This window comes from Lysinibacillus sp. NPDC097287, assembly GCF_044761695.1.
Classification (GTDB): Bacteria; Bacillota; Bacilli; order Bacillales_A; family Planococcaceae; genus Lysinibacillus.
In genome coordinates, this window is record NZ_JBIWCX010000002.1 from 317,964 (window position 1) to 344,961 (window position 26,998).

Genomic DNA, 26,998 nt, shown 5'->3' on the forward strand with positions numbered 1-26,998 from the left:
TCTAGTTTATTTTAACTAGACGCTTTTATTGTTCATAAACAAATTTATAGCCAAACCCTCGAATGGTTTGAATTCGCATAGGCTTTGCTGGTGTGTCTTCAATTTTACGTCGCAACGTACTAATATGAACTGATAGAGTTTTAGAATCTACGACGCCGTCATAGCCCCAAACATGGTTAATGAGCTGTTCTATACTTAATACACTATTTGCATGCTCAACTAGATAAAATAATAACTGTTTTTCTTTTGTAAATAAGTTAAGTAATTCACCATCTTTATAAATATTCTTTTGATCAAAATCTATAGTTAAATTATCAATATGTAATATGTTTTCTTTTTGAGGAGGAGTTCTTCTTTTCATATGTGCTTGAATACGAGCAATTAATTCTTTTGGAATGAATGGCTTTGTTATATAGTCATCTGCACCTACATCGAAGCCTGCTAATTTATGATCTATTAAGCTTTTAACCGTTACAAAAATAATAATAGCATCAGAAATTGTACGTATTTTCTTAGCTAGCTCAAAACCATTGCCATCAGGCAGATTGACATCAAGTAAAACAAGATCCGGTTGATGTTTTTGTACATTGTTCCAGCCCTCAGAAATGGTTGCTGCTTGTATGACTGCAAAGCCTGCATTGGTAATCGAGAAAGATAAAACTTCCATTATATCAATGTCATCCTCTACAATTAATATTTTTTCGTTAGCCATTTCTTTTATCCTCCTTTTAGCTCTTCCTAAATATACTAAATATTTAGAGAAAAGTGAATGGGGTTAAAGAGAAATTTCGTTGTTTATATTAGGACGTAAAACGTACGAAATACTAAAATATAATTGCCCACCAAGCTTAGTCTAGGTGGGCAATTATATTTAGTATATCTTCATTTACTGCTTCCCAAAACTGTTGCTGTACTTGGTCGCAGTAACTGTAAAGCTCCTTGTTTTGGATGTGGTCACATAGAGTTACAATATTTTCTTTGTAAAAGGAAAGACGATGATTTAAGTTGTCGCGTTCTTCCTCAATACAAAACCCCTTATAAATATCTGAAAGCCGTTCAAGCCTTGCGCCCCTTTGTTTTGTCGCCTCATATTGTGTTTGGTGAAAACGACCAACCGCAGAGTACATTGAAATTTTCGCACGATGCTCTGTTTGTAATGTTCGATATTCCTCTTGGCGAAGTGCTATACGATACCAAAATTCATAGCGTACGGGTAAATCCTTCAATTCATAAGTGAGTAAAGATTTCAAAATAAAACCTACCTGCTCATATGTATCGATAGTCTTTTCTGTTTCCTTAAATATCCTTAACATCCATACACCCCCTATGTAATTATATACTACATAAAATGGTAAAAGACCTATTTAAATCAATCGTCACTGAAAAAAAGCTAGATGTACCATTGCTATAAAAGGGTAGGTTGATTTCCGCTACGGGATGCTCGCTTTCCGCGGGCAAGCACCGAGCCGCTTCCTCCACTTCGTTCCGTGCAGGGTCTCGGTTTGCTTGTATTTCCCGCAGGAGTCGAGCACCCTTCACTACAATCAACAAAAAAGCTAGTACCTTCGTTGGAATTGAATGTGAAAATAACCAATTTCGTAGTAAGTAAAAACCTAGTTTTTCTCCAATAAACACACTAGATAATTGCTAGTATTATTTTTTCGAAACTTTGGGATTATTTAATGCGTATAGCATAGAAAGGGGTGGAAACTATGTATGAGTATAAATTTGTACAAACACATTTAGGTGGGATTTTTAGAGAGGCGAAGCACCGAGAAACGATCGAACAATATGCTGCACAAGGCTGGCGCTTAGTACAGGTGCTTCCAATTAGTTATAACCAACATGGTAAGCCGACCGACTATGAAATAATTTTTGAAAGAGTCATACAATAAAAATCACTAGCTGATTACCGTCGAACGGTAATCAGCTAGTGATTTTTACTTTGAGGATTTATTGTTGTTCAAGGTTATCTAAGGAGCGATAAAGTATAGATTTGCTAATGCCAGTTTGTTCTTTAATTTGCATGAGCGTGAAGTAACCACTATGGTACATAGCAATCGCGTTTTTTAAGTTATCGTTGGATTCTTTGAAAGGTCCTAAAATTACAGTGTTTTTCTTGGCTGTGGTTTGACTTAGCGCATTCGATTGCTTTTTGTTGTCAGATTGGAAGTTTGCAAAATGCTCAACTAAGTGGGCAAGATCCATGTCGTGTAGGTTCTTGTTCGTAATTCCTTCTTGTCTAAACTGGAGTGTTACGCCATCTTTATCTGCAACACGCAATATATCTAGTAAGTGATTCAATGAATCTGCTAATACAGCTAGTCGTTCGACAATCACAATATCACCTTGCTGCCAATCTAAAAGCAATTGCTCTAGCGCATCTCGATTTTTTGATAAGCCATGTTCTTCCCAAACAAGCTGATCAACCCTAACTTTTTTTAGTTGGTTTTCGCCATTTTCATCATCTAATAGTGGTCGTTTATAGCCATAAATCATGATATATCTCTCCGAATCGTTCCATAAAGGTTCCTTTTAGGAAACTATATGCAATTATAATTAACTCAATTTTAGATGAAGGGGAACAGACTTGCAAACATTACTGTAATTAGAGGTGTTCAAGAGGATGGTTGGGCTTACTGGAGTTTTGATTTAAGAAACACTTATTTGATACATGGGAAGAATGCTTAGCTTTATTAACCTATCTCTAAAATAGAAAGTTACAGGCATATTGATAAGTCAATGTTCACTAACAATATTAAAGTATAGGTTTATTTCCGCAAATATACACACCTGTGATTTACTTCAAGATTCGATATTTTTATTAGAAGGATAGAAAAGTGCATTTACAAAATAGAAGTATTTGTGTTAACTTAATTATTATATTTAGTTAACTTAAATTGGTAGGATAATAAAGTTCTTCTGTATTATTCGAACTGCTACCGAGGTTGTGAAACAAATATAGTATTTCGTTCTGTGAGAGGGTTGAAAATTGTACCGGTGAAAAAGGGGAGTGCATTATGGATTGGTTACATTTGGCGGAGGAAGTTATTGCAGGAAAGATGATAAGTAATGAAGAAGCGGTGGCTATTTTAAATAGTGACGATGATGAATTATTGAAATTAATGGATGGAGCGTTTGCGATTCGTAAGCATTATTATGGCAAAAAAGTAAAGCTGAACATGATTATGAATGCAAAGAGCGGTTATTGCCCTGAAGATTGTGGTTATTGCTCGCAGTCGTCAAAGTCATCAGCACCAATTGAAAAATATCCTTTTATCACGAAAGATGAAATTTTAGAAGGGGCTAAACGAGCATTTGAAAACAAAATCGGTACATATTGCATTGTGGCAAGTGGTCGTGGCCCAACACGTAAAGACGTAAATGTGGTCAGTGAAGCAGTTGAAGAGATTAAAGAAAAATACGGCTTGAAAGTGTGTGCTTGTCTTGGCCTATTAAAGGAAGAACAAGCACAGCAATTGAAAGAAGCGGGGGTCGATCGCTACAACCACAATTTAAATACATCGGAGCGTCATCACTCGTATATTACGACTTCTCATACGTATGAGGATCGAGTGAATACAGTTGAGATTGCCAAGAAACACGGTATTTCACCTTGCTCAGGTGCCATTATTGGCATGAAGGAAACAAAAGAAGATGTTGTGGATATAGCGCGTGCACTCCATCAATTGGATGCAGATTCGATTCCAGTTAATTTCTTAAACGCAATTGATGGTACAAAGCTGGAGGGCACAAGGGAACTGAATCCGCGATATTGTTTAAAAGTGTTGGCACTATTCCGTTACATCAACCCATCGAAGGAAATCCGTATTTCTGGTGGTCGTGAAGTGAATCTGGGGTCGCTACAGCCATTAGGCATGTATGCAGCAAACAGTATTTTCGTTGGGGATTACTTAACAACTGAAGGTCAAGAAGCGAACAGTGACTATCGTATGCTTGAAGATTTAGGCTTTGAAATTGAGTTAACTCAAAAGCAAGAAGAGGTATTCTGCTCATAAGAATTTAATACCTTATTAAAAGCTACTACTACTAAATTATTATCGAAATTGAAAAACCATATGTGCGCCGTGGAAAAGGCGCTCATATGGTTTTTCTTAATGGATTAAGAAAGTATAAATTTCTAATTAATGTCTAGGCATTCACGCCCTGCGCTTGAGGTCGCTCAACTTGGGGGGTGAGGTCGCTCAACCTAGGGGTGAAGTCGCTTAACTTGGGGGTGAGGTCGCTCAACCTGGGGGTGAAGTCGCTCAACTTGGGGCAGAGGTCGCTCAACCTGGAGCCGAGGTCGCTCAACATTGGGCAGAGGTCGCTCAACCTGGAGCCAAGGCCGCTCAACCTAGAACCGAGGTAAAACAACAAGTCCTTGAGTTCGCTCAAGCATTAAAACATAGGTTGAAATTATTCTCAGGATTCATCCTATTAATTGGATTGAACACCGATTTGATACTTTTCATGACTTTTAAGGAAGCGCCGTGCTCTCACCGTGTAGTAAGGCATACTCCAACATATTCGTTGAAATAATCGACCTTTGCTTGTTTAAGTTGGTAACCAAGATAGAACCTCTATGCATTAGAAATTTCAGTTTTCACAAATTGTTCATATGAAAGCGTTTTGTATTTGAATGGTTTGTGAAAAACTTCACATGTGCCTTCCTTGTTGAAATACTTTAGCATATGATAGGAATCAAGCAAGGAGTTATAATAAGTCAGTTCGACATATGTATCACATTTTAAGTGATTGTTATATTACAAAAAAGGGGGACTTTATAATGTGGGTTATTACTGTATTTGAGGAAAAGAGTTATCGTATTTTTGAATATACAAACAAAGATGAAGCGATAAAAGCATTGGCAGGATTCAACAAAAACGCTGTCTTAACTTATACAAAATAGTACCCTCTTTTAAGTATTCCGTAGCGATTCTAAGCTACGGGATTTTTTTATACATAAGAAAAGGCGTCTCAAAAATAGGAGACGCCAAATCGGTTTTATAGGATACTGCCTAACCGTTTAATACCTTCACGAATAACTTCAGGTGTGGCATTTGTGTAGTTTAGACGCATTGTGTTAACACCTGTTTTCGATGTATAGAATGGGTCACCGGGCACGAATGCAACTTTTTGCTCCATTGCTTTTTCAAACACTTCTAGCGCAGAAGCTCCGTTATTCAACGTTGCCCAAATGAACATCCCACCCTCTGGTTTTGTGTACGTTACGTGTTTAGGGAAGAACTCATCCATGGCAGCAAGCATTGCATCTGATTGTTCTTTGTAGAGAGCAATGATTTTATTTACGTGTTCAGTATATTCATTGTTAGCTAAGTAATCATAAATCACGTATTGAGAGAAAATGTTTGTATGCAAGTCAGTTGCTTGTTTTGCTGTTTCAATATGCTGCATTAATTCTTTGTTTTTCGTAATGATGAAGCCTAGACGCATACCTGGTGTTACAGTTTTAGAGAATGAACCCAGTAAAACACTGTTTTCTAATTTACCAGCACCGATGTATGGAAGTGGCTCACCTTGGAAACGAAGTTCACCGTATGGATCATCTTCAATTAATGCTACATCGTATTTTGAAATGATTTCGCAAATTTGCTCACGTTTCTCTTTTGAGTATGTAAGACCAGTTGGATTTTGGAAGTTTGGTACTGTATATACGAATTTTACATTTTTTTGTTGTAGCGCATTTTCTAGCTCTTCTAGGTTTAGACCATCGTTTTCAAGCGTTACTGGGTAGAATGTTGGTTGGCTTAGGGTGAATGCTTGAATAGCCCCTAGGTAACCTGGTTCTTCCATGATAATACCGTCGCCTTTGTTAATCAGTACTTTACCGATCAATTCTAGTGCTTGTTGTGAACCTGTTGTGATAAATACGTCCTCTGCTTGAATATCTAATCCATGTACGCGTCGATATTTTGCTGCGATGTATTCACGTAACGGCGCATAGCCTTGAGTTGAAGAATATTGGAATAGCTTACTACCATTCTCACTAATCGCATGGTCAACAGATGCTTTTAATGCATCGATTGGGAATGAGATTGGATTTGGAAGCCCGCCTGCAAAAGAAATCACGTCTTTTGAATCTGTCACTTTCAAGATATTGCGGATAAATGATGATGGGGTATTTAAAATTCTTTCTGAGTATTGCATAATGTACCATTCCTCGTTTTCTGATTTTTTAGAAATTATACCATTGTAATCAAGTGCATACAATATTATGATTGTATGCAAGACAATTATAATATTGTATGCAAATTAAGTACATAAAGGAGTAACCAACTATGCCCGTAAATTCATTTGATGAGTATCCAATGAGTTGGAAGCCTGATTTAAGTAATGTTTCGGTACCACTTTATATAGCAATAGCAGATCAGTTACAGCAAGATATTATAGAAGGAAGACTAGCACCTGGGACAAAGCTCCCTCCACAACGAGAGCTAGCCGATTTTTTGGATGTCAATTTAAGTACGATTTCACGCGCATTCAAATTGTGCGGACAAAAGGGGCTTATTTATGCATCCATTGGGAGTGGCACATTTGTTTCCTCGGATGCGGCAACGAATAAAATGCTGCTACCAACAAGTAGTTCTTCCCACATGATTGAAATGGGCTCTGTGCTACCCGCAAATATTGGGAATGAAGAAGTTTCACAGTATATGAAAAAAATGTTGAGTAATCCGAACTTCAGTAAGCTGTTTCAGTACGGCCGACCTGAGGGCAGTGCGTGGCAGACAGAAGCGGCAAAGAGTCTATTTGAAAAGGTAGGCTATCAAACAGACCAACCAATCATACTAGCAGCAGGTGGGCAAAATGGGATTGTGGGGTCGTTACTCGGACTATTTCAACCGGGAGATCGGATAGGGACCGATCCCATTACCTATGCTGGCATTAAAACAGCAGCCAATATGCTAGGTATTCAGCTAGTGGCAATTCAGCAAAAGAACGGAGAAATAACAAAGGAAGGGCTTTTGTATGCCTGCAAAAATGAGCATATTAAAGGCTTATATGTTATTCCTGATTTTCATAATCCAACTACACATACGATGTCTGTGGAAACAAGAAAAATGATAGGTGAAGTTGCAAGGAAGACGGGCTTAATCGTGATTGAAGATGCCATTTATAGTCTTTTAAAAGAAAATCTTGTAGCACCGATTGCTAGCTATGCACCGGAACAGGTGATTTATATCGCAAGTATGTCAAAAGCCATTTCACCAGGACTACGATTAGCGTTTATCGTCACACCAGTAGCTTATAAAAAGAAAATTGTAGAGACGCTTTATAATATGAATATTTCCGTATCAGTAATGATGGTGGAACTAGCGTCTAGGCTCATTCAAGAAGGAATCACCCATACAATTTTAGAAAAGCAGCGCTCATATACCAAAGAGCAAAACACCCTTGTTGATCATTACTTAGGTGACTACCAAGTACTAGGGGATGCGGAATGTATTTTTAGATGGCTCCTATTGCCGGAGAAATTTACAGGTATGCAGTTTGAATTACTCGCGTCAAAAGCAGGTGTACAAGTGTACGCGGCAGAACGTTTTGCAGTTGGAAATGCGAAACCTGTGAATGCGGTGCGTTTGGCGGTGACTGCACCGGAAAGTAGTGTGGAGCTTGAGCAGGGGTTGAAGGTGTTGAAGGAATTGTTGGAGAGTGATGGGGATTATGCTTTTGTTGATTGAGTGGGAATATAGTTTCGGACTGGGCGGCAAATTTAATAAAGTATTTTTAAAACATGGAAAAGCTCGTTTAACAAAATCGATATACGACTTAAAAATAAATAAGTGGCAAACGGGGCTAAAGACCTGAGATGGCGCTTATTTAAAAATATGTTGTATATCGAAATTGAGAGTTTGAACAAACTCGAGTTTGTTTAAGTTACTGTTAAAATTTCCGTGTGTTAAAACGAAAAAGAACACGAATTATTTTGGTGAAAAAATGTGGCTTGAAGAAAGATCAAAGAGCCAGATGATTCAAAGATAGGAAGAAAAAAGTATACAAAAGAACATTTTTTCGAGCGAATTCAATTTTTTTTAGGTTGTTTTATCAAAATAGGCATAAGTCCATTGTCTTATTTCTTTTGTTTTGAAGCGTAATTAGAGAAGCATAAATAGCTCAATATTGAGGTGTTTTTGAACTATTTTGGTGTTTTTTTGATTGTTTTTCCAGTGCGGAAGGCAATATCCTTTCCTACCTATTAATAAAGATAAACAACGGCCTTCTAAGCCGTCGGTCGGGGGTTCGAATCCCTCCTGGGACGTATCGAGGTTCAGATAGAACAAGTTTGAACCAACTGAAAAGCGCTTCAAATCCTTTAGTATCAAGGGTTTGAAGCGCTTTTCCTTTTTTTGACAATACGTTAGAAAAGGATAGAAAATGAAAAGTTTCTACACATTTTCTACACAACCAAAAGTGGTAAGAAGAAGCTACTTGTCTGTTCGAAATCGAACTTCTCTGATTTTTTGTGACCAAGGTTGAGAATACTTTAATTATGGAATGTCAATAAAAACTGAACAAAAATTATAAGATCTGTTACTTGAATTCCACTTGTGTTAAATAGCCTAGTGTGCCATGAATTCGAATGTTATTGAACCAATGAACATAATCATCAAGCTTAAGAGCCAGCTGTTCAAGAGAAGAGAAATGAGCTCCGATAGCGAATTCTGTTTTAAGTACTTTAAACGTCGCTTCAGCCACAGCGTTGTCATAAGGGTATCCTTTCATGCTCAGTGATCCTCGCAATCGCTTGATACACAAGTTCTGTGTTTGTATTCTTACCGGCACGAACGTATGTTAAATCGCTGACGATGACAGCCAGTAGCTCTTCTTGCTCAAACTGATGCTGTAACTCATTTTAACTGGTGCTACATTAAACGTTGATTTATGCGTCTTATACTTTGCTACTGTATAGTTTGATACGAGCCCAAGACCAAGACCCTTCATTAAACGACCAATTCGACGACATGTTACGTAATTTGGATCTGGAAATTTACTCAGTTCCTTCTTGATTTTACGCGTACTATAATTATTACGGCTTTCTTTGAAAATACAGGTAATTTCTGTGACAATCTCTTCTTCTTCAGTTCTAAGCGCACGTTTGCCACTTAAATCGGCATGATAGTAATATGTATTTTTCAGAATATCAAGGACGTCACACATTGCTGAAACAGAATATTTGTGAGCGTTATTTCGAATCATATCTATTTACGTCCCATGATCAGCGCTGCTTGCTTTAAAATAGTATTTTCCATCAATAAACGTTGGTTTTCTTTGCGTAATTGAGCTAGTTCGTTTTCTTCTTCAGGGCGATTATCTTTGGCAGCGAGTGAACCTCTGTTTCATGATGGTTTTTAATCCAGCGATCTAACACAGAAGGCGTAATATCATACTCTCTAGCAATGTCTGCACGAGATTTACCATTTTCATAAAGCATCACAAGTTGTGGTTTAAATTCGAGTGTAAAGGTTCGACGTTGACGTGTCATAGTAGCACGCTCCCTTAAGTTTATAGTCTAAGTTTACTGGCCCTTATTACATCTGTCCAACTTAGTGTAGCCTATCCAGAGCCATTAGGCCCCAAAATTATGAAATCAAATCAACTAATAAAATAAACTGAAAAAGTGAAATACTCTATTTTATGATTGTAGAAATAACTATATGCTAATATGTATCATAAATACATACAGGAAAGAGAATTTTAATATGAATTTCAATCAAATAGAAGCGCTTAATCTTACAAATTTCAGAGATAAATTAAGGTCAGAATTTAAAAAGTTTGATTCAAGTAATAATTTTTTTAATTGCTTTGAAGATATCTACTTTTTAAAAATACCAATAGAGAGAATTGAATATGACTTTAATACTTTAGTTTATTTTAAAGTAAACGCGGAAGGTTCTTATATATTTCCTAATTCAGTATTTTCTCAGCAATTGAATGAATACTATATCCATACTATGAAATTATTTAATATTGATCAAACAGAATTTACTTTAAATGATTTATGTATTGAGTTATACAATTGTTTAGATCCTGATATTTGTGACTTGGATAACATGATTGATCTCGAAAATTACACAATATGGGCTGGTCGTGCTAGATTAAATTCTGAATCTCAATATCTAGAGATTCCTATACTATTGTTTAATAGTAGTAAAGTAGAAAATAGAAATAGTTTGTATTTTAGATTACAACAAGAGTGGCAACATCACTGGGAGGATAATACATATGATGAAATTGGTAGGAAGGCAGCATCTTGTATTCATAGTAGCTTAAATAATACTATAAATGATATACATATAATTTCTTCTTTAAAATATGAAGGAAATGAATGTAGAGGTCGTATGTTACTGCGTCAAATGAATCTTTTAAATTGTGATATTGATATTGAGCTAAAGGATAGGATATCTATTAATGATCATAAGCGAATCCGAAAGCTATTAGAAACTACAAATAATAACCTTATTTTAGTTATTGATACACGTAGTTTTACAGTCAGTGGATATAAAATTATAGAATCCGATCAAATACAATTAGATGAAGAAGATATTTATATCTCTTTTAAAGGCTTTTTCTCTTGGGAGTGCAGAGTGTCTAACAATAAGCCAATATTTTACTTTGAACATTTACAATTAAAGTTTCCTATAGACACTACAAATGACATTAAATTTTTTAACGAGAAATTCAACCTTACCTTTAACAAAGCACATTCTAGTGATAATAATATAAGTGAAATTGTAGAAAATGCAAAAAAACAAAAGAAAGGTACCATGGTGGTTATATTAGATACATTAACCGCTCATAAGGAAGCAGATAGATTACAACATTCAAGTACTTTAATTTCCAGGACATATATACCCCCTAAAAACATTTTGAATTTCTCGGAAATTGATGGTGCAATAATAATTGACACTGATGGTATCTGTCATTCATTTGGAGTAATATTAGACGGAGAAAGTACAGAAGGAGATCCAGCAAGGGGAGCTAGATTTAATTCTGCACAACGGTATTTGAAGACCAAAAGGGATAATGAAATTCCTTGCATGATAGTTGTAGTTTCAGAAGACGGTTATATTGATGTGTTATCAACATATAAGAAAACTGTTAAAGATGAAATTTTAGTTTAAAATCATCTGTCCTTCAATTAATATAGACTTCAATGGTCACCTGCTTTTATGGCGATTTAGCCTTCACTGTCCATTATTAGGGATGTTGAGTTACGGACCTCTTCTGTTCGTGATGAATGTACACTTTGGGGATATTACTTTGCAGATTCGGAAACATTTAAAAGAAATAACTGTTAACGAGAGGCTTTCCCTAAAAATAGGGAAAGCCTCTCGTTTGCTTCTTTATAAACGTTAGAAAACGATGTATCTACACAACAAGAAGTTGTTCAAAGATGTTACTAGTCTGTTCAGAGTCACGTTCCCGCAACTCTTTCAAGACGTGTGCATACGTAGATGTTGTAATGTCGATGTTAGAGTGTCCTAGACGTTCTGATACATATAAAATCGAAATACCTTTGTATAGTAGGATACTCGAGTGCGTGTGTCGTAGTCCATGGGCAGTAATAAGTGGTTTAATACTTAAGCGTTTTAAAATAGAGCGAAGGGCATCATTTAGTCTGTCGTTTGTGACAACAGAGATATCCGAAGATGGTTCAAAGAAAACTAAGTTATGCACATTCGCTGGATCATTTTTTACGGTAATTAGGTGCTTCTTTAAAGCCTTCATTGTTAGTTTATCAATACTAATAGTCCGCTCCGACTTTTCGGTTTTTAAGGGACCAAAACCACCGCCTTCTTTATACTTCCATTGACGATGTACCTTAATGCGATTGTTTTTAAAGTCTAAGTCGTTAATACATAAGCCGATTAACTCCCCATATCGTAGTCCTGTAGATAGAGCTAAAATTAGCATAATATTTTCAATCCCATGGGCAATATTTTTGTGTAAATCTTGTAGTAGCAATTGGCTGCTTGTATAATCAAGGAATTTTTCAGAACTTTTTTTGCCGGATGAACCTGTGACAGTGACATTTCGAGTAAAATCATTTCTTAATAGTCCTTCATCTATTGCTTCCTTCAAACAGGTACGAATGTAACCATTTAGCTTTCGATTAGTATCCTTTGCACTTGTTTCACCTAAGGCATTTAGGAAGTTTTGATAATCTCGCTTTGTGACTTTTTGAAGAGGCGTTTCTTTAAAATGTTTAAGAATCTTATTGTACGTAGCAAAATACGATTTTAAGGTAATATTTTCAACATCCAACTTATAAGTCTGATACCATTCTAAAAAGTACTGAGCGAAGGCTATATCCTTTTTGATACCAATAATCCCTTGAGCTATATTTGCTTCAACTAGTGCTGCTGCTCCAGACGCCTCTTTTTTAGTGCGAAATCCCCCTTTACGAATCGGTTTATATTTTCCATCGTCCATATAGCTTACAGTATATTGCCAAGTGTTTCCACGTTTTGTGATACTTGCCATTGTTTGTTCCTCCGTTTCGACACATCAAGTGTCAATTATAATTTTCAGTAATAGCTACAGTATTCCCACTACTTTAGTGAGTTAAAAACTAGCCACTCATTCTCGAAATAATTGCTCTCGTTGACTCTATAAAATTTATTATTTTTGTTTGGAATCATGAATGGCACTAAAATTTTCATCTAAAAATTTCATCATTCTCTTTGCATGGAAACTCCATGGCTGTCCTTTTTTATAGGGATAAAAGACGAACCCTCCTAACGATGCATCGAGCTCTTTTTTGAATTTAGGGATATAGAGGATGTTCTCTTTGATCCAATCTTGTTTCCTATTTACGTGGCCCTGTAGATCTTGCATTGACCAATAAACACCGTCTAATTGGTTTTTCTGTAATTCCTCTAGCTCGAATTTGTCGACAATGACATACCCCTCAGGAATTTGAACAGTAACATTTAAGTTTAATTTTTGTTGCATTTGACTCTTCCTCTACTAAAATATTTAAACCATCCAATCAAAATAAATAATCACTGAATGATTTCGAGTACATTAGATTCTACGGGGTATGAAAAAACAACGGCAGATACTATAAATATTAACGATAATCTTATTTTTACCGAAAAGGTGTTTAAACGAGAGAAAGAAACGGTTTAAGTAGTTTGTTTCTGATTTAAAAATTCCTTTGATTTCGTTTTTTATATAAATGGTGTTCGTTTTATTGATTATTTTTAAAAATTGAGTAGATTAGGACGGAAAAGGAGGAGATGAAATGTATTTTTATCAAGTACAGAAACATCATCAACGAACTATCGCTAATAGTCGCATGTATGATGCGAATTATGTATGTAGCTTAACGATAAATGCAAGTATTGTATTGGCAATAATAAAATCAATGAAAGAGTCAAAGCAAAGGGCGGTAATAGATTTATCTAGACCAGAGATAGCGCAGCTAGTGAGTCATTTAGAAAAATGTATGCAAAATCGTTCTTACTTTAAAATGATTATCCGTGATTACAAGGCACTACTAACTCTAAAAGATTTCGAAAAAGGCTTGGTGGAATTGATAGCTGTATGTCATTTTCTTTTAGAAGATCCATTTCAGGAGACTAACAAAGTATGGTTTATTCAAATGTCGTTTTTAGAAGGGACGGGGTATAGATGAATATCTACTGTGTTGATAATGGAAAAGTTCGTGAAATACTGGGAGAAGGGGCACCGATGTATGAAGTGGCTCTGAACTGTTTGCACCTGAAGAAGACAAAAACATTTTATTTACTGAATGCAACAACGTATGTATGGACTGATTTAGTTGGCTTTGAAACAACTTTTTGGGATGGTGTGCTAGGATATCAAGAACTAACGCGTGAGGGATTAGAGAAGTGGTGTTGGAAGCTGAGTGCAATATTACATAATGAGACGATATTAATCTGGCAACTAGGCGAGCACATACATCAATACCTTTTTGATTATCGAGAAGTGCTGGAAGAACTACTAGGTTACTTAGAAGAAATTTTAAAATCGAGCGAATTCAAAAATTCGCGTTTTATTATTGAGTTTGTAAGTGAAGGAGCGGAGCGGAAAGCTGCGGTGGATTGGTGGGAGTATGATTATTAGAAGATAAATGAGTTTAAAATGATGGTCTTGTATCGTGAACCAGTGACTCTCATCTTGTCGATTCAGAAACGAGCACTCCCGTATAGTTTTCCACAGTAAAATAGAGTAAAGTCTCCTACAAATTTATGTTTAAATAACCGACACTATGGGCTTCCTCCAATAATAATCTATTAGGAGGAGTTTCATTTGATTAAAGAACTTGACTATAATTCAGTTATTCACTCAAAAGCTGGAATTATTTATGATGGAAAAAATTCGTCATCATCGGTGAGCTTTCAATACCTTACGAAGAAATTGAATCTAGAGGTGGCACTGTCTTAGCGGAAGTATCTTCAATAACCGATTATTTGATCATTGGTGAAAAAGTTGGAGTTATGAAGATAGGGGCAGTTGAAATAGCAGGAACGCGGGTAATAACTGAAGAAGAACTTCAAAATAGTTAATTAGACAACTAATACCTATTTACGTTAATTAAAAGCATATAAGAAGAATAATAGTTTAGCTTTATTCTTCTTTTTGTTTCGCATGTGCTATTCTTCTATAGCTAAACAATTAAGTCACTAAGCGAATGAAGAGCAGACTTGAATAGATGGCGTTATGTTGGATATTGTTAAGCATCTTTTGCGGATATAACCAAGATAATTTATGCTTCATCATCGTAATCCCACTTTTTAACCAAAGGATACGTGTCTTTTGATAAATGGAAAGTACATATTTTTAAGGGCCGTATAACTTCTTTATCTGGTTTACAGCCATACTCGTATGTAGCCGGATGAATTGAAACGTCTCTTTTCATACCATATTGATTTATTGTATAAATTTCGGTAATTTGTCCAAACTATAATTAACATTTCGATAATCTATCCGTATTGGTATCCCAATATGGATAGATTGTCGAAAAAATATAAGGTAAACCCCCTTGGAACAAGGGATTTACCATTAATCTAATTTTTTGTTCATCTAATAATCAATAAGTATTCGGTAATTTATCCAATCAACGTTTTTGAGATTTCGGTAATTCATCTATAGTGGGTAAAAATTCATCAAAGATATTCATTTTATATTGAATTTTTGTTTTAAATTCGGATGATAACTGAATGTAATCAACAAAATAAAGAATGATTAATCGTGTTTCAATACCACCCATATTGTGAGTTAGCGTGTTATGGAAACGAGAGAAAAAATGGTTAGAAACGACAGCTTGATGTGTCTTAGTTAAATTAACACGGACAGAATGTAAATTGCTTAATTCACAATGATATTGTTCGAGAAAAGATAAAATCTCAAGCTCCAATTCACGGTCATTCAGTTCTTGTGCAATTTTCGTTTTTTGCGTCAAATTAGAAATCTTCTTTTCAATATTTAAAACCTGTACCTCTACGTCTTTATTCATTCGCATTAGGAAATCTAATGTTTGTTGTTTAAAATCTTGCTGTAAAACAAGACGATGAATATAGTCCAATATTAGGGGCATAAGATTTTCGTGTACTTCCGTAGCTGCGACTTTGTAATTACATTTCTTACAAACATAATAGTAGTACTGATAATTGTGTGCGTTATTTTTAGTTGAACCATTTTGGGTTACTAAAACTTGATGACAATCTCGACATTTCACTTTTTTATGAAATAAAAATGGTGTATCAAGTCTTCCATATTTTTTTTGAACTGACTTATTTAGTTGGTGTAATTCAATAATGAACTCATCAACAATTGGCTCGTGAGCATTTTCAAAGATAAAATGTTTCTTGCCTTCTTCTTGTAAATAAACTTGCCAAGTTAAGTCACCAGTGTAAACAGTGTTTTTGAGAATATTCTCAATTGAACTAGTTGCCCATTTCTTGCCTTTAGGGGATGGAATATCTGCTTCATTTAAAAGAAATGCAATTTTTTGTAACGAATAACCCCAGCTATATAAATAGAAAATAAACGATACAATTTCAGCATTTTCATTTGGGAACAAATTTTTATCTTTTTGTGTATAACCATATGGTGTTCTAGCACCGGGTCTATAGACACTTTCATTTTCTAAATCTTTTATTAAATTAGCGGTTGCTTGTTCAGACTTAACTACTGATTCGTGTTCAGACAGAAGAAAATTCATTTTCATTGCGGTACTTTCAGGATCAAAGGGTTCATCTTGAGTTGTTAAATGCACTACTAAAGAGGGTATTTTTTTAATTAATGGACGATAAAATTGGGTTGTAAAAGAGTACCCAGTTCGATCCATTCGTGAAGTATCATGAAAAATAACAGTCGAAATATCCAATTCAATCATTTTTTCTGCTAATCGCATAAGCTCTTTACGTTCATTTGCCTTTTTTTTGTATGCGCTTGTTGTATCATCTATAAAAAGGTATTCATCCGGTACGTGAAGTTGTTTTCGACTAGCATACTCTTGAATATATTGCTTTTGAATTTCAATACTGTTGTTTTCTAGCTGTTTATGCGATGAACGTCGAATATAACCCAAAGCTATCTTATCCATAGAATGTCCCTTCTTCATAAATTACTGTTGTGGGTAAATATTTTAGATAATCAATTAGACTAATCTCCATATCTACTTCATTTACATATACGTATAGGCTTTTTATCAACCTAGAATAAAGAAAGGATGGATTCGAAATTTTACCGCTATTTAGGTAATCAGTTAAATCAGTTACTATCTTTTTATTATCTATTAATAGCTTTTCGGTTTCTGTTATTGTTGATTGTAACTCATTTAGCTCTTGTTCCAATTTTACGAACGGTAAATAAAGAGGATGTTCTTTCCAATTATAGAGATCGTCGTTATTTAGAATGATTTTTTCTGCAACTTTGCTCCTTTTCTTTTTTATTATTTTCAATTCATCATCAAAAGTTACTTTGATTGATTGAAAGTATTGTTTAGAGTCTTTTATCAATTTATTAGTGTCCAATCCATTAATGATATATTCTAAAATGTGGATGCTGATGGCGGATAAATCGTCAACAGATAGTGCCACTTTCGGATGTTTATTAGAGCACGTATACCAAGCATTATCTTCAATAATATTAAAACGGAAGTTCATGGGCTTTTTACAATAACCACAACAAGGCTGGAAAGTGTCTTTCTTCTTTAGATTTGCTTTCTTTTCTTGGTATTTCGAGAGTAGAGACCCTTTTTCTTGTAATTTTTCGAATTGAGAAATAGTCAGATATGGATCTATGTGAACTAATTTGTTTTTACCTGAACTTAGTTCATATCCAGCATAAAAGGGGTCACTGAGAATCTTTAAAAGAGTTTCAGAGCTAGTTTTTAGAGCACTTTTATATTTTTGCAATAAATCATCCAACTCGCCAAATGATTTTATTTCCATGAAGTCGGTAAAAAACTGATAAAGAATCGTTGCTCTAGTGGGATCCTTAATATACTGCCGGGCTTCTTTTGATTTTATATAACCCAACTTTTTAGGAGGGAATCTTCTTCTTGATTCTTTCGTTCTTCTGGCAATATTTTTACCTTCAATATCCCCAGCAATATTTAAAACCCCTTCTACAAGTGGGTTATTTGTCGCTGGTTGACCATTATCGGTGGATGTATAAAAAATACGTACATTATTTTCTCGACAGATTGAAATGAATTCTTTGGCTTCATAAAAATCTCTAAATAGACGAGACCGATCAAAGGCATAAATTGCATCCACTTCGTTATTACGAATCATCTGGATTAATTCCTGCATTTTAGGACGTTCGGATATACGTAACTTATTTGCAGAAACGCCATGTTCTTCAATAATCTTTATTTCTTTAGGGAGAAATTGTTGTCGAAATGGATAATCTGCTGATTCTTGCATTGATAAATCTTGTCCTTTTGAACTAACCCGTCTAAAAAAGACTACATATTTTTTATTTTTGATAGTCATCATCCTCATTTCTTTCTTTTAATAGTGTTTGGTGTAGTAACCTTGCCTTTAGCTGAACAGGAACATCAAGCTGCTCGACAATAATTCGTTGAATGAGCAGTTGAATCCATTTATCCGTTGCAGAATTATGCTCGGTTCCTAAACTTAAATTAATTTTTTTTCGCATAAAACACATCTCCTTTGTACTCAGCATTGACCTGAGAAGATGTGTTTTATGCATTTTTGAAAAAAAGTATAATTTTGTTTCTAGTAAGCTAATCTTTTAATGGAAGTCGTAATTGAACACTCTCCTCATTAGTCGAAGGTTTAATTAAAATCTTAATAACCCCAGTTGCTTGGCCAGGAAAAGGCTTAGTCTTCTTTTTCAAAATTATCCCCACCTTGTAAAAATTCTAAGAAACTATTAAATAGGAACTGTGAAAGATGGCCCTCTAATTCTAGTCTTTTTAGTTTATGGAATAGTTCCAAAGAACATTTTGTTGATTGATTGTCATTGTTGCTCAACGTAAAAGTTCTCTCCCTTTTGAATATTTAGAATGAAAAACAGAGTATATTTCTTCAGTTCACCCAAAAACAACAGATGATTTCTCAATTTTGTTTGGGATGGTGGATTGCACTAAAGTTTTCATCTAAAAACTTCATCATTCTCTTTGCGTGAAAGCTACAGGGCTGTCCTTTTTTATAAGGATAAAAGACGAACCCACCTAACGATGCATCCAGTTCTTGTTTGAATATAGGGATATAGAGGATATTCTCTTTGATCCAATCTTGTTTCCTATTTACGTGGTCCTGTAAATCTTGCATTGACCAGTAAACACCGTCTAATTGATTTTTCTGTAATTCCTCTAACTCGAATTTGTCGACAATTACATACCCTTCAGGAATTTGAACGGTAACGTTTAAGTTTAATTTTTGCTGCATTTGAATCTTCCTCTACTGAAGTATTTAAACCATCCAATTAAAATTAATGTTTACTGAATGATTTCGAGTACATTAGATTCTATGGGTAATAAAAAAACAACGGCAGACACATTAAATATTCGTGGGGATTTTAATTTTATAAAAACGGTGTTTATTCGAGAAGATTCGTAATTTAACGAGTTTTTTGGCAAAAAAATAAGGATTTAGGAATTGTTATATAAGAGTTGTTCTTATTCTTGATTGTTTTTAAAAGATACGTAGGTTATGACGGAAAAGGAGGAGATAAAATGTATTTTTATCAAGTACAGAAATAACATCCTCGTACTACTGCTAACAGTCAATAGAATGATGCAAATTAAGAATGTAGCTTAACGATGAGAGCAAGCGTTGTATTAGCAATATTATGATCAATGAAGGAGTTGAAGAGGAGAACATTTATAGATATATCAAGACCAGAGATAGCAAAGCTTGTGCGACATTTAGAAGAATGTATGCAAAATCGTTCTTACAAAAAAATGATAATCCGTGATTACAAGGTGCTATTACCGTTGGAAGATTTCGATAAGGGGCTAGAGAAATTGACAGCTGTATGACATTTTCTTTTAGAAGATCCACTTCTGGAGACTAATAAAAATCTGGTTTATTGAATCGTTTTTCATAGAGGGAAGGGGGAATTGCTGAATATCTATTATGTTGATAATGAAAAAAATTCGTGAAATGCTAGGAGAAGGAGCATTGATGTATGAAGTGTCTCTAAACTGTTTGCACCTGAAGACGATAAAAACATTCTATTTACTGAATGCAACGACATAAGTATGCACTGATTTAGTTAGATTTGAGACAACTTATTGGAATGGTATGATAGGATATCAAGAACTTACGCGGGAGGAGGTAGAGAATTGGTACTGGAAGCTGAGTGCAATGTTAAATAATGAGACGATACTAAAGTGGCAACTAGGACATATACCAATACCATTTAAATTCTCGTGATGTGCTGGAAGAACTTCTCGATTACTTAGTGGAAATATTATAATCAGGTGCATTTACAAATTCTCGTGATACTATTGAGTTTGTAAGTAAAGGAGCGGAAAGCGGCAGTGGATTGGTGGGGGGATGGTGGTGATTCAAAATGTAAAAATTGATAAGTAAATGAAGAGGTAAAACGGTCTAATTGAAATTAAATTTCAATTATCAAAGACGAGTAAATAGAAATATACAATAAAAAGAAGCCTGCTCAAAGGGGTAAATTGAGCAGGCTTTTGAATGTTTTCTATATAACGGTATTTACAAAGATGGAGTAGGGATACGTAAAATATTTCTTTCAACAAATTTCCACGCTTTATCATAAGCCTCTTGTTCAGAAAGGGTATCCCAAATAGTTACGCCACCAACCAAATTTGTATATTTAATGAGTGCGCGTATAAATTTGCGTTTATTTTTCACTTTTTCAATTTCTTCAGACTCTTCTAATCTTAAGAAGTCAGTAATTACTTCTAAAGTAGCTTTTAGAGCGACTTTATTTCTTGAAAGATTGGTAGTTTCAATAAGTAAATTAGCAATTTCCTGATTAGTTAGCATCATTTTTGTGTAATGGTAAGGGTCTGTTTTTGTCTCATCATACGTAAGGTAAGCGTACCACCATAGTCTGGACAAGCCATTTCGATAGAATGTTTTTCCTTTAGAATTGAAGAAGAAACGCGTTTTAACAAATTCAGTTTCATCCCCCTCTGCTTCCTGAATAGGCCAACGTTGGCACATATAATCCCAAAAAGTAGTATGTGTCAAATAACTCCAAAATCTTTCGTCAGAAGCTATAGATAATGGTAGGTATTTAAAATGTTCAAAGAGTGCTTTGCAGTTTTCGAAATCGTCAGCACTCTTATTGTTATGATCCGAAACAACTAAAAAGTTATTATATGATAGTGAATTTAAATCTAATACCGATAGTATTTCAGAATTATCATAAGATCGGTATAGATCTAAATTTATGTTATCCTTTAAATCGTTCAAAGTTTCAGATTTCATTAGAACTAGATTATTCATTGTCTTCACCGTCCCCACTGTCATCATTGTCGTTTCTATATACGACAGCTTCTAATGCTGCCCAAGGTTCTTCAACTGATTCATACAAAAGGTTATAAGAAAGTGAAGTTACATTATCAGGATTTAAATTTGTAATATCTAGGTTCATTGTCCGGATTTTTTTTTCTAATGTTCGGTACCAATCTAAACTTTCATACTCTTCAAGTTCACTAGGGTCTAATTTTTGAATAGTGTGTAAAACATCTAACAAAGCTGGGTAGTAAAGCATAGAAATTAATATTTTATTTAAGTCGTTGCCCGCAAATATCTTTAATTGTCCAATTCGCTCGTGAATGTTATTCGGTAAAATAATTTCAATTTGGTTATTATTCATTGCAATCGAAAATGGATTTGTATTTTTAACTTGATCTTTAGCAATTTTAAAGATGCTATTTGTATGAACTAGCTCCTCTTTTTCTAAATGAATCGTCTGTGTAATGGCTAAGGCAAGGATATCACCTTTCTCTATACCAAACTTAGAAGCTTGGAAATCAGGGTGCATCCTGGAGTTGGTATAATCTGGAATTGCTTGATTGGAAAGAATAAAGTAATTCACATCGACTTTTTTATTTAATAATGAACCATCTATATAGATTTCTGTCTTGTATATGAATTCTTTTTTATTTTTAGTTACAGTACACTCTGAAATTATTACTTGATGAGAAATGCGTTGCATTGTTGAAATACACTCGAAATGTACATTCAGATGTACAAGATCCTCTTGAAAAAGTGTATTTAAAGTATCATTATTCAATTTGAACTCGATAGTAAACTGTAGAAAACTTTCAGTATCTTCATATTTGATAATATTACCTGTGAAATGGCTCTTAACAATATCATCTGTTACAGGATGTAATACCGGGTGAGGAAAGTTTCGAGATTTTAGTTTCATATTTGTTCTACCTCCAATGAATAACGTGTAATATTATCAAGCTTTATCGAGATTTCATGTTGAACATTTTTTTCTACTTTAATAGGTCCTAGTACATTATTTTCATTAATCGTAACTATGTTACCAGTGTTATTGTCAATACCCTGTAGTATATGTGCAACATCTACTACACTTTCACCAACTACATTCACTTTGAATGATAGATTTCCTGTTTGAGAAGAGTTGATAAGAATTTTATATACACCATCTTTAGGGTCAGTGCAAAATGCTCTAATTGATTTTACTCTGGCTTTATTTTCAGCATTTTTTATAGATGGTTTAGATTTCCCGCCATTCTTCCCACCAGATTTCCCGCCTCCTGATCCTTTAGGACGTCTTTTCTTGGGAGGTGTCATCGAATTATTTGTGATAACCAATGATTTAATTTTTTCGTGCTTTTCACCTATTTTGATACTATCAGTAGGGTTTTCATCTTGAGATAGGCTAGGTAAAATGTTTTCAAGACCCGGCAATTCAAAGGAGTCATCATCAAATTTTGGTGCTACTTCACGGATGACTTTATTGAGCCAGGCATATATGGCTTGTCTAAGTTTAGTTGCGTATTCAACGTTTTTTTCATATAGGCTCGGTGTCCAAGCGTCGTGTGTGGGTGGTTCCATCAAACGAAGTACTTGGTTTAATTGAGTACCCTCTATTATTAATGTGCCTCCAAATTTTAATGGTGTTCTAAAATTACCTTTTTCATAAATTTTCATGCCAGTTCCACGATTTAATGAAATTTTATTATGAAAATCTTCTCCTTCAATTAAATACAGTGTTACTGTTTCAATAGTTCCATCTTCAGTTAGAAATTCTCCTACTTTTACAATTTTATTAGGAGATGTAAGTGAAAGGTAGAATTCATTTACTTTACTATCAGGATTGACTTCGCTTATATATTCAACAACATAATCTAAATTGGATGCTGAAATACAAAAACCATTAACAATCACTTCTAGATTGCCTTTTAGAATTGAATACATATAGCTAGATACAGCTTCTTCTATTACAACATTGTTCCATCCTTCGTATGCATTAAAACCGATGATGAATTTATCAGTGCCATAATCTCCATTTGTACGTTTGAAAAAATTATCAATCTTGCTTAAATCCGTTAGGGGTTTAAAATCTTCCTTAACACCATAAAATCCAGTTCCTTGAGTAAGGTGCTTTTTCCCTCTACTAAAACTTGCTATTTTAATAACCCCTTGAAAACCTCTATTATATGTTTTTTCGCGATTTAAAGTTCCATAAAGCATTGTTCTTAAAAAAGAAGTAGCAAAGGGTGCATGCTTACCTATACCATAAGAACCGTTTGATGTTCCGGTTTTTCCTGTGTCCCCTGTAGTTTTAGTTAAGCGATGAAAATGACTGTCTTCACTAGACAATACTCTTGTTAAACCGATAGTATTACGATCTCTAATTGCACAAATAGAAATAGTCTCATCATTTATAATCTCAAGTGCTTTTCTGAAGAATTTATGTGTTTCATTTTTTTGAGGAGCAAAATAATTTTCAGCTTGCTTAAAATAAGTTCGTAATTCATCAATATCTGGTATTCTTTTTGCTTCTATTTTCTTTTCTTCAAATTCAACAATGACTGGCACGTCTTCTTCAAATTTTGCATCTAAAGCATCCTGAATAACTTCTCTAGTCATTGATTTAACAGGGTCTGCTTTGAAAAAAGAAATTCCTGAATCGTTTAAACCATCTTCTCTTCCGCCACCTGTTGAAGGGAATTCCCATCCTACTGAGTTTTCTAACACGATTGACCACTCCTCTTTTGTATTATTGCTATATTATTTGAATTTAAATTCAGTTTTACGTGATTTACTCTCCTCTGAGAATTTATTTTTTAGTGCCTTAATTTCTGATTCTAGAGTATCAATTATTTGTTTAACATGAGTTTCTGTATAATCATAATTATTTTTATTCGATAGATTACCTATCAATTGTAATTTTTTTAGAGCTTCACTAACTCTTTTTTCAGCTAACTCTTCAAATTTATCCATTTTTTTATTCCCACTCATGACAAATACCTCCAAATTTAAATTCTTTTATACAATATAGTACAATATACGATATATAGTCAACTATAAAACCGATATAATTTATATATATTCAAAATGAAGTGTTAAATAAGGCTTTTATAGATTGTAAAATCGTTTGATTCAATGTATTTTCAAGAGATAGTTTTTCGAGTAATGAAAAAATGTTGATTGTATTTATTTAAGGTTTAATAAAGTGAATTATGAGATTTTAGGTTACGATAAATTTAATTAAGTTCATGAAAATATAGGGGGGAAATTAAGCTATAAAGATAATAGGGGGAAAGAATGGACAGGATGATTTTTTTATTACCTTAGTGAAGAAGTTTTAAGGACAATTATTATTGGATTTATTAGAAGAAGGTGCCCGAGGATTTTTTTTACCGTTAATGCTAATAATCAAGCACCTACTTATATAACACGTCGTGTAAGCGGCAAAAAAGCTGAGGCATTTTTATTGATTGATTTAAGGATAGATTTTTGTGAAAAGAAATTAATTGATACACGTGATTTAGGATGTGGATATGATTTTGGTGTAGAAAATTCCAAAAAAGGTATATGAGATTCGAGGTGCGAAGATGGTATCTTATAAACAATACAAACAAAGAATAATTACAAAGGTGCATGCTCGTTATGTAGCATGCACCTCTACTTATTTAGAAATAATATAATATTTCAATGAGTCTATATTTAAAATGATGTAATTTTGTGAACAATAATTTGTAATAAATGCTGTTAAGTTACTATAGCCTCACAATGTACAAAGTTATTCTTACCGATTTCTTTGGAAATATAAAGTGTGAATCGAACTCATACTCATTTCTTCCTTGTCATATAGGAAATATTCATTTTCATAAATGTCTTGTCTTACTTAATATCAAGAATACGAGTGGAATTGTTAGAAATCCAAATTTAATTGCTTTCATTATCTTCTTCAAATAATAAAGCTTACTGGCCTCAATTATATTATGTTTTAGAAGTGTCTAACACCCATATTTTGAATTGCTTCGACAAATAATTGAACACGTTTATCAACTGTTAAATCATTTTCTAAACAGTAATCGAGGAAACCAATTAACACATCACGCTGCATAATAAAACCCTCAATATGATGGCCAGTTAATTTCTCAGCTAATTTGGTAATGGACAGTAGCTTTTTCTCACCTGTATATTTTGCAGATGTGACGTATCCATAAAATGATAGTGGTGTCTTATCGTAATTTAAGTAGTTAGGGATGTATTCACTACCCATGTAATTCGCTAGATTTTGAGATAAAGAAAAGCCTGACGGATAATGTTTTGTATCAATAATCCCAGAGTGTTCTTTATACTTTACAAAAATTTCGATCTCTGTTGGAATTCCATCCAATTTAGGTTGGTATGTTACTTCAAAGCCAATTGCTTTTAAAATCTTAGTCGTTAATTGTTCAAATTCATTTGGGGTAAGTTCACCGAGATAGTTTTCAACAAATTCTGGTGGAATAGTCTTGAGTTCCTGTTTGTGAATATCAAGGTTGTCTACGATCTTTTGTGCATCTCTGGGGCCAAAAACCGGTGCAAAATGAGTTAGTAATTCATCTTTTTCCATTTCATGTGGATTAGGAATTACATTGAGAATGGCGTCAATTTTGTTTTGGAATTTCTCCTGATTTTTGGCAGGCTTAATTTCACCGTAATCATTCGCTTTATAACTATCTATATCTAATCCATTATTTTGGGCCATGCGTTCAGATGAAATTAAATAGCGTGCATTAAATGGATATCGTTCATCGTAATAAGCGATGACTTTTTGTGCTACATCAACTAAATCATGATCTGCTTTTAAAATAGCTTCTCGACGATGATATTCTACAAGTTCTGTGTATTCACATAGCATCATGAAAGTATGTGCTACATCAGAGTGTGCTTGAAAATAATCGCGTGCAGCATGGTCATTTCGTGCACGATGATCATATTCAACAGCAATTTCTTGTTTCATAACTTCCTTGGTTTCAAAATCACTTCCACGGAATTTTACAATGCTTTGTATTACATGTTGGAGCTGATTATCATGCTGTGCTGTTAATACGAAATATGTGATCTCTTCTTTTGTAATGTAGTAATCTAGCTCGCTACTTTGCACAAGACGGATTAAAAAACGTGCCGGCCTAATACGAAATGATGCAGCAAATTTTGGACGGAAGCCCGTTTCTAAAAAATATGCGTTGGGAATTTGTAGGGTAAGAATTTGTTTTTTTACGTTTTCAAACGGTTTTTGGTCTGAAAGTAGTGCTTGACCTACTTTAGTAGGTTTAATGTATCCGTCATGGTCAACATAGCAATACGCAAATGTTTTTAGCATTGCGCACCATGTACGTCCACCTGAGCCATCATTACTAATGTTATTTCGTTTAAGGCCATTTGCAGCCAGTACTTCTTCGAAATGTTTATGTGCTTCACGATTTCCTTGCCACTTTGTTGTAAAGTTGTTAGTAGATACTTTTAGTGCCTTAATTGCGTCCGCATGGTAACGTGGATCGCGTTCTGGTCGTGTAATAAACCAGACTTTACGTTCGCTCATACTTGTTTCATCCTTTCTATTTTTGATGCTCTAAAGTATGCTGAAAGTGTTGAATCTTGATGGATTTTATTTATCAATTCTTGACAACCTTTACTTAAGTTGGTTATGTCTTTTGAAAAATAATTAATAATTTGAATTGTGAGTTGTTGGTTTTCTTGAATATAGTCATCTAAAGATTTTGAATCTGATATACCGTTGATATACTGTATTTCTTTAGTGTATTTCTCCAATAAGTCATTTAGTTTTGGGATTTTTTGTTCAATCATTTGAGCTTCACGAGCAATTTCTTGCATGGCATTCCAATAACGAAGTAAGCTAATAGCATTTATTATTGAATGTTCATTAATATCTTTATAAGTAGAGTTTGAATTTTTTCCTGATTTTTCAGCCAATTCACGGTGTGCAGATGTACATTGGACTTCATTTTTTAAAAAATTGAGTATGTCTTCACGCATGA

The 26,998-nt window shown here is 34.3% G+C and carries 23 protein-coding genes and 1 pseudogene; 7 read left to right on the forward strand and 17 right to left on the reverse strand.

Going from position 1 to position 26,998, the window contains the following annotated elements:
- Positions 1-25: 25 nt before the first annotated feature.
- Together ACIQ2D_RS04560 and ACIQ2D_RS04565 are read right to left on the reverse strand one after the other, a co-directional pair.
- Complete coding sequence (locus ACIQ2D_RS04560; protein WP_402860061.1) at positions 26-712, reverse strand: response regulator transcription factor; 687 nt, start codon at positions 710-712, stop codon at positions 26-28.
- A gap of 136 nt (positions 713-848) precedes the next feature.
- Positions 849-1,313 (reverse strand): hypothetical protein, encoded by a 465-nt coding sequence (locus ACIQ2D_RS04565; protein WP_402860064.1) that lies wholly within the window; start codon positions 1,311-1,313, stop codon positions 849-851.
- Positions 1,314-1,712: 399 nt separating this feature from the next.
- On the opposite strand from ACIQ2D_RS04565, the gene ACIQ2D_RS04570 reads away from it, so the two are divergent.
- Complete coding sequence (locus ACIQ2D_RS04570) at positions 1,713-1,895, forward strand: DUF4177 domain-containing protein (RefSeq protein WP_402860067.1); 183 nt, start codon at positions 1,713-1,715, stop codon at positions 1,893-1,895.
- A 58-nt stretch (positions 1,896-1,953) separates the two neighbouring features.
- Here ACIQ2D_RS04570 and ACIQ2D_RS04575 read toward each other — a convergent pair whose 3' ends face one another.
- Complete coding sequence (locus tag ACIQ2D_RS04575) at positions 1,954-2,499, reverse strand: recombinase family protein (RefSeq protein ID WP_402860070.1); 546 nt, start codon at positions 2,497-2,499, stop codon at positions 1,954-1,956.
- 521 nt (positions 2,500-3,020) lie between these two features.
- On the opposite strand from ACIQ2D_RS04575, the gene bioB reads away from it, so the two are divergent.
- Positions 3,021-4,019: a biotin synthase BioB gene (gene bioB / locus ACIQ2D_RS04580; protein WP_402860073.1), complete on the forward strand. Its 999-nt coding sequence runs from the start codon at positions 3,021-3,023 to the stop codon at positions 4,017-4,019.
- Between the two features lie 770 nt (positions 4,020-4,789).
- Positions 4,790-4,912, forward strand: a complete 123-nt coding sequence (locus ACIQ2D_RS04585; protein ID WP_402860076.1) for a hypothetical protein — start codon at positions 4,790-4,792, stop codon at positions 4,910-4,912.
- 95 nt (positions 4,913-5,007) lie between these two features.
- Here ACIQ2D_RS04585 and ACIQ2D_RS04590 read toward each other — a convergent pair whose 3' ends face one another.
- On the reverse strand, positions 5,008-6,171 hold the full coding sequence (locus ACIQ2D_RS04590) for an aminotransferase-like domain-containing protein (RefSeq protein ID WP_402860079.1): 1,164 nt from the start codon (positions 6,169-6,171) through the stop codon (positions 5,008-5,010).
- A 131-nt stretch (positions 6,172-6,302) separates the two neighbouring features.
- Here ACIQ2D_RS04590 and ACIQ2D_RS04595 point away from each other — a divergent pair, with 131 nt between their 5' ends.
- Positions 6,303-7,706 carry an aminotransferase-like domain-containing protein gene (locus ACIQ2D_RS04595; protein WP_402860082.1) on the forward strand — a complete coding sequence of 468 codons (1,404 nt, stop codon included), beginning with the start codon at positions 6,303-6,305 and terminating at the stop codon, positions 7,704-7,706.
- 850 nt (positions 7,707-8,556) lie between these two features.
- On the opposite strand, the pseudogene ACIQ2D_RS04600 reads toward ACIQ2D_RS04595, so the two are convergent.
- Positions 8,557-9,508: pseudogene (locus tag ACIQ2D_RS04600) on the reverse strand (IS3 family transposase).
- Between the two features lie 217 nt (positions 9,509-9,725).
- Here ACIQ2D_RS04600 and ACIQ2D_RS04605 point away from each other — a divergent pair.
- Positions 9,726-11,147 carry a DNA integrity scanning protein DisA nucleotide-binding domain protein gene (locus tag ACIQ2D_RS04605; RefSeq protein ID WP_402860085.1) on the forward strand — a complete coding sequence of 474 codons (1,422 nt, stop codon included), beginning with the start codon at positions 9,726-9,728 and terminating at the stop codon, positions 11,145-11,147.
- Between the two features lie 247 nt (positions 11,148-11,394).
- Here the strand turns inward: ACIQ2D_RS04605 and ACIQ2D_RS04610 are convergent, their stop codons facing one another.
- Together ACIQ2D_RS04610 and ACIQ2D_RS04615 are read right to left on the reverse strand one after the other, a co-directional pair.
- Entirely contained in the window at positions 11,395-12,510 is a 1,116-nt protein-coding gene (locus ACIQ2D_RS04610) for a site-specific integrase (RefSeq protein ID WP_402860088.1), read from the reverse strand.
- Between the two features lie 138 nt (positions 12,511-12,648).
- Entirely contained in the window at positions 12,649-12,981 is a 333-nt protein-coding gene (locus ACIQ2D_RS04615) for a DUF771 domain-containing protein (protein ID WP_053582565.1), read from the reverse strand.
- Between the two features lie 292 nt (positions 12,982-13,273).
- Here ACIQ2D_RS04615 and ACIQ2D_RS04620 point away from each other — a divergent pair, with 292 nt between their 5' ends.
- Positions 13,274-13,666: a hypothetical protein gene (locus ACIQ2D_RS04620; RefSeq protein ID WP_402860091.1), complete on the forward strand. Its 393-nt coding sequence runs from the start codon at positions 13,274-13,276 to the stop codon at positions 13,664-13,666.
- The gene (locus ACIQ2D_RS04625) at positions 13,663-14,118 is read left to right on the forward strand and encodes a hypothetical protein (RefSeq protein ID WP_402860094.1); all 456 of its coding nucleotides are present in this window, start codon (positions 13,663-13,665) and stop codon (positions 14,116-14,118) included. The genes ACIQ2D_RS04620 and ACIQ2D_RS04625 overlap by 4 nt, the downstream gene beginning before the upstream one ends.
- A gap of 994 nt (positions 14,119-15,112) precedes the next feature.
- On the opposite strand, the gene ACIQ2D_RS04630 is transcribed toward ACIQ2D_RS04625, so the two are convergent.
- From ACIQ2D_RS04630 to ACIQ2D_RS04675, 10 genes are all read right to left on the reverse strand, one after another.
- Positions 15,113-16,603 (reverse strand): recombinase family protein, encoded by a 1,491-nt coding sequence (locus ACIQ2D_RS04630; RefSeq protein ID WP_402860097.1) that lies wholly within the window; start codon positions 16,601-16,603, stop codon positions 15,113-15,115.
- Positions 16,596-18,002 carry a recombinase family protein gene (locus tag ACIQ2D_RS04635; RefSeq protein ID WP_402860100.1) on the reverse strand — a complete coding sequence of 469 codons (1,407 nt, stop codon included), beginning with the start codon at positions 18,000-18,002 and terminating at the stop codon, positions 16,596-16,598. The genes ACIQ2D_RS04630 and ACIQ2D_RS04635 overlap by 8 nt, the downstream gene beginning before the upstream one ends.
- Positions 17,983-18,165, reverse strand: coding sequence for a hypothetical protein (locus ACIQ2D_RS04640; RefSeq protein WP_402860103.1), 183 nt, complete (start codon positions 18,163-18,165; stop codon positions 17,983-17,985). The genes ACIQ2D_RS04635 and ACIQ2D_RS04640 overlap by 20 nt, the downstream gene beginning before the upstream one ends.
- Positions 18,166-18,587: 422 nt before the next feature.
- A complete protein-coding gene (locus tag ACIQ2D_RS04645) occupies positions 18,588-18,920 on the reverse strand; it encodes a DUF771 domain-containing protein (RefSeq protein ID WP_402860105.1) in 333 nt (110 codons plus the stop codon).
- A gap of 1,284 nt (positions 18,921-20,204) precedes the next feature.
- A complete protein-coding gene (locus ACIQ2D_RS04650; RefSeq protein WP_402860108.1) occupies positions 20,205-20,963 on the reverse strand; it encodes a DUF6339 family protein in 759 nt (252 codons plus the stop codon).
- Complete coding sequence (locus ACIQ2D_RS04655) at positions 20,956-21,894, reverse strand: hypothetical protein (protein WP_402860110.1); 939 nt, start codon at positions 21,892-21,894, stop codon at positions 20,956-20,958. The genes ACIQ2D_RS04650 and ACIQ2D_RS04655 overlap by 8 nt, the downstream gene beginning before the upstream one ends.
- Entirely contained in the window at positions 21,891-23,699 is a 1,809-nt protein-coding gene (locus ACIQ2D_RS04660; RefSeq protein ID WP_402860113.1) for a hypothetical protein, read from the reverse strand. Before ACIQ2D_RS04660 ends, ACIQ2D_RS04655 begins: the two co-directional genes overlap by 4 nt.
- A gap of 33 nt (positions 23,700-23,732) precedes the next feature.
- Positions 23,733-23,963 carry a hypothetical protein gene (locus ACIQ2D_RS04665; protein ID WP_402860116.1) on the reverse strand — a complete coding sequence of 77 codons (231 nt, stop codon included), beginning with the start codon at positions 23,961-23,963 and terminating at the stop codon, positions 23,733-23,735.
- Positions 23,964-24,954: 991 nt separating this feature from the next.
- The gene (locus ACIQ2D_RS04670) at positions 24,955-26,541 is read right to left on the reverse strand and encodes an AlwI family type II restriction endonuclease (RefSeq protein ID WP_402860119.1); all 1,587 of its coding nucleotides are present in this window, start codon (positions 26,539-26,541) and stop codon (positions 24,955-24,957) included.
- Positions 26,538-26,996 carry a hypothetical protein gene (locus tag ACIQ2D_RS04675; protein WP_402860122.1) on the reverse strand — a complete coding sequence of 153 codons (459 nt, stop codon included), beginning with the start codon at positions 26,994-26,996 and terminating at the stop codon, positions 26,538-26,540. The genes ACIQ2D_RS04670 and ACIQ2D_RS04675 overlap by 4 nt, the downstream gene beginning before the upstream one ends.
- Positions 26,997-26,998 lie beyond the last annotated feature (2 nt).

Bases quoted from the DNA above. Each gene is read 5' to 3' on its own strand.
- ACIQ2D_RS04560 (WP_402860061.1), bottom strand. From the start codon at position 712: ATGGCTAACGAAAAAATATTAATTGTAGAGGATGACATTGATATAATG.
- ACIQ2D_RS04565 (WP_402860064.1), bottom strand. From the start codon at position 1,313: ATGTTAAGGATATTTAAGGAAACAGAAAAGACTATCGATACATATGAG.
- ACIQ2D_RS04570 (WP_402860067.1), top strand. From the start codon at position 1,713: ATGTATGAGTATAAATTTGTACAAACACATTTAGGTGGGATTTTTAGA.
- ACIQ2D_RS04575 (WP_402860070.1), bottom strand. From the start codon at position 2,499: ATGATTTATGGCTATAAACGACCACTATTAGATGATGAAAATGGCGAA.
- bioB (WP_402860073.1), top strand. From the start codon at position 3,021: ATGGATTGGTTACATTTGGCGGAGGAAGTTATTGCAGGAAAGATGATA.
- ACIQ2D_RS04585 (WP_402860076.1), top strand. From the start codon at position 4,790: ATGTGGGTTATTACTGTATTTGAGGAAAAGAGTTATCGTATTTTTGAA.
- ACIQ2D_RS04590 (WP_402860079.1), bottom strand. From the start codon at position 6,171: ATGCAATACTCAGAAAGAATTTTAAATACCCCATCATCATTTATCCGC.
- ACIQ2D_RS04595 (WP_402860082.1), top strand. From the start codon at position 6,303: ATGCCCGTAAATTCATTTGATGAGTATCCAATGAGTTGGAAGCCTGAT.
- ACIQ2D_RS04605 (WP_402860085.1), top strand. From the start codon at position 9,726: ATGAATTTCAATCAAATAGAAGCGCTTAATCTTACAAATTTCAGAGAT.
- ACIQ2D_RS04610 (WP_402860088.1), bottom strand. From the start codon at position 12,510: ATGGCAAGTATCACAAAACGTGGAAACACTTGGCAATATACTGTAAGC.
- ACIQ2D_RS04615 (WP_053582565.1), bottom strand. From the start codon at position 12,981: ATGCAACAAAAATTAAACTTAAATGTTACTGTTCAAATTCCTGAGGGG.
- ACIQ2D_RS04620 (WP_402860091.1), top strand. From the start codon at position 13,274: ATGTATTTTTATCAAGTACAGAAACATCATCAACGAACTATCGCTAAT.
- ACIQ2D_RS04625 (WP_402860094.1), top strand. From the start codon at position 13,663: ATGAATATCTACTGTGTTGATAATGGAAAAGTTCGTGAAATACTGGGA.
- ACIQ2D_RS04630 (WP_402860097.1), bottom strand. From the start codon at position 16,603: ATGGATAAGATAGCTTTGGGTTATATTCGACGTTCATCGCATAAACAG.
- ACIQ2D_RS04635 (WP_402860100.1), bottom strand. From the start codon at position 18,002: ATGATGACTATCAAAAATAAAAAATATGTAGTCTTTTTTAGACGGGTT.
- ACIQ2D_RS04640 (WP_402860103.1), bottom strand. From the start codon at position 18,165: ATGCGAAAAAAAATTAATTTAAGTTTAGGAACCGAGCATAATTCTGCA.
- ACIQ2D_RS04645 (WP_402860105.1), bottom strand. From the start codon at position 18,920: ATGCAGCAAAAATTAAACTTAAACGTTACCGTTCAAATTCCTGAAGGG.
- ACIQ2D_RS04650 (WP_402860108.1), bottom strand. From the start codon at position 20,963: ATGAATAATCTAGTTCTAATGAAATCTGAAACTTTGAACGATTTAAAG.
- ACIQ2D_RS04655 (WP_402860110.1), bottom strand. From the start codon at position 21,894: ATGAAACTAAAATCTCGAAACTTTCCTCACCCGGTATTACATCCTGTA.
- ACIQ2D_RS04665 (WP_402860116.1), bottom strand. From the start codon at position 23,963: ATGAGTGGGAATAAAAAAATGGATAAATTTGAAGAGTTAGCTGAAAAA.
- ACIQ2D_RS04670 (WP_402860119.1), bottom strand. From the start codon at position 26,541: ATGAGCGAACGTAAAGTCTGGTTTATTACACGACCAGAACGCGATCCA.
- ACIQ2D_RS04675 (WP_402860122.1), bottom strand. From the start codon at position 26,996: ATGCGTGAAGACATACTCAATTTTTTAAAAAATGAAGTCCAATGTACA.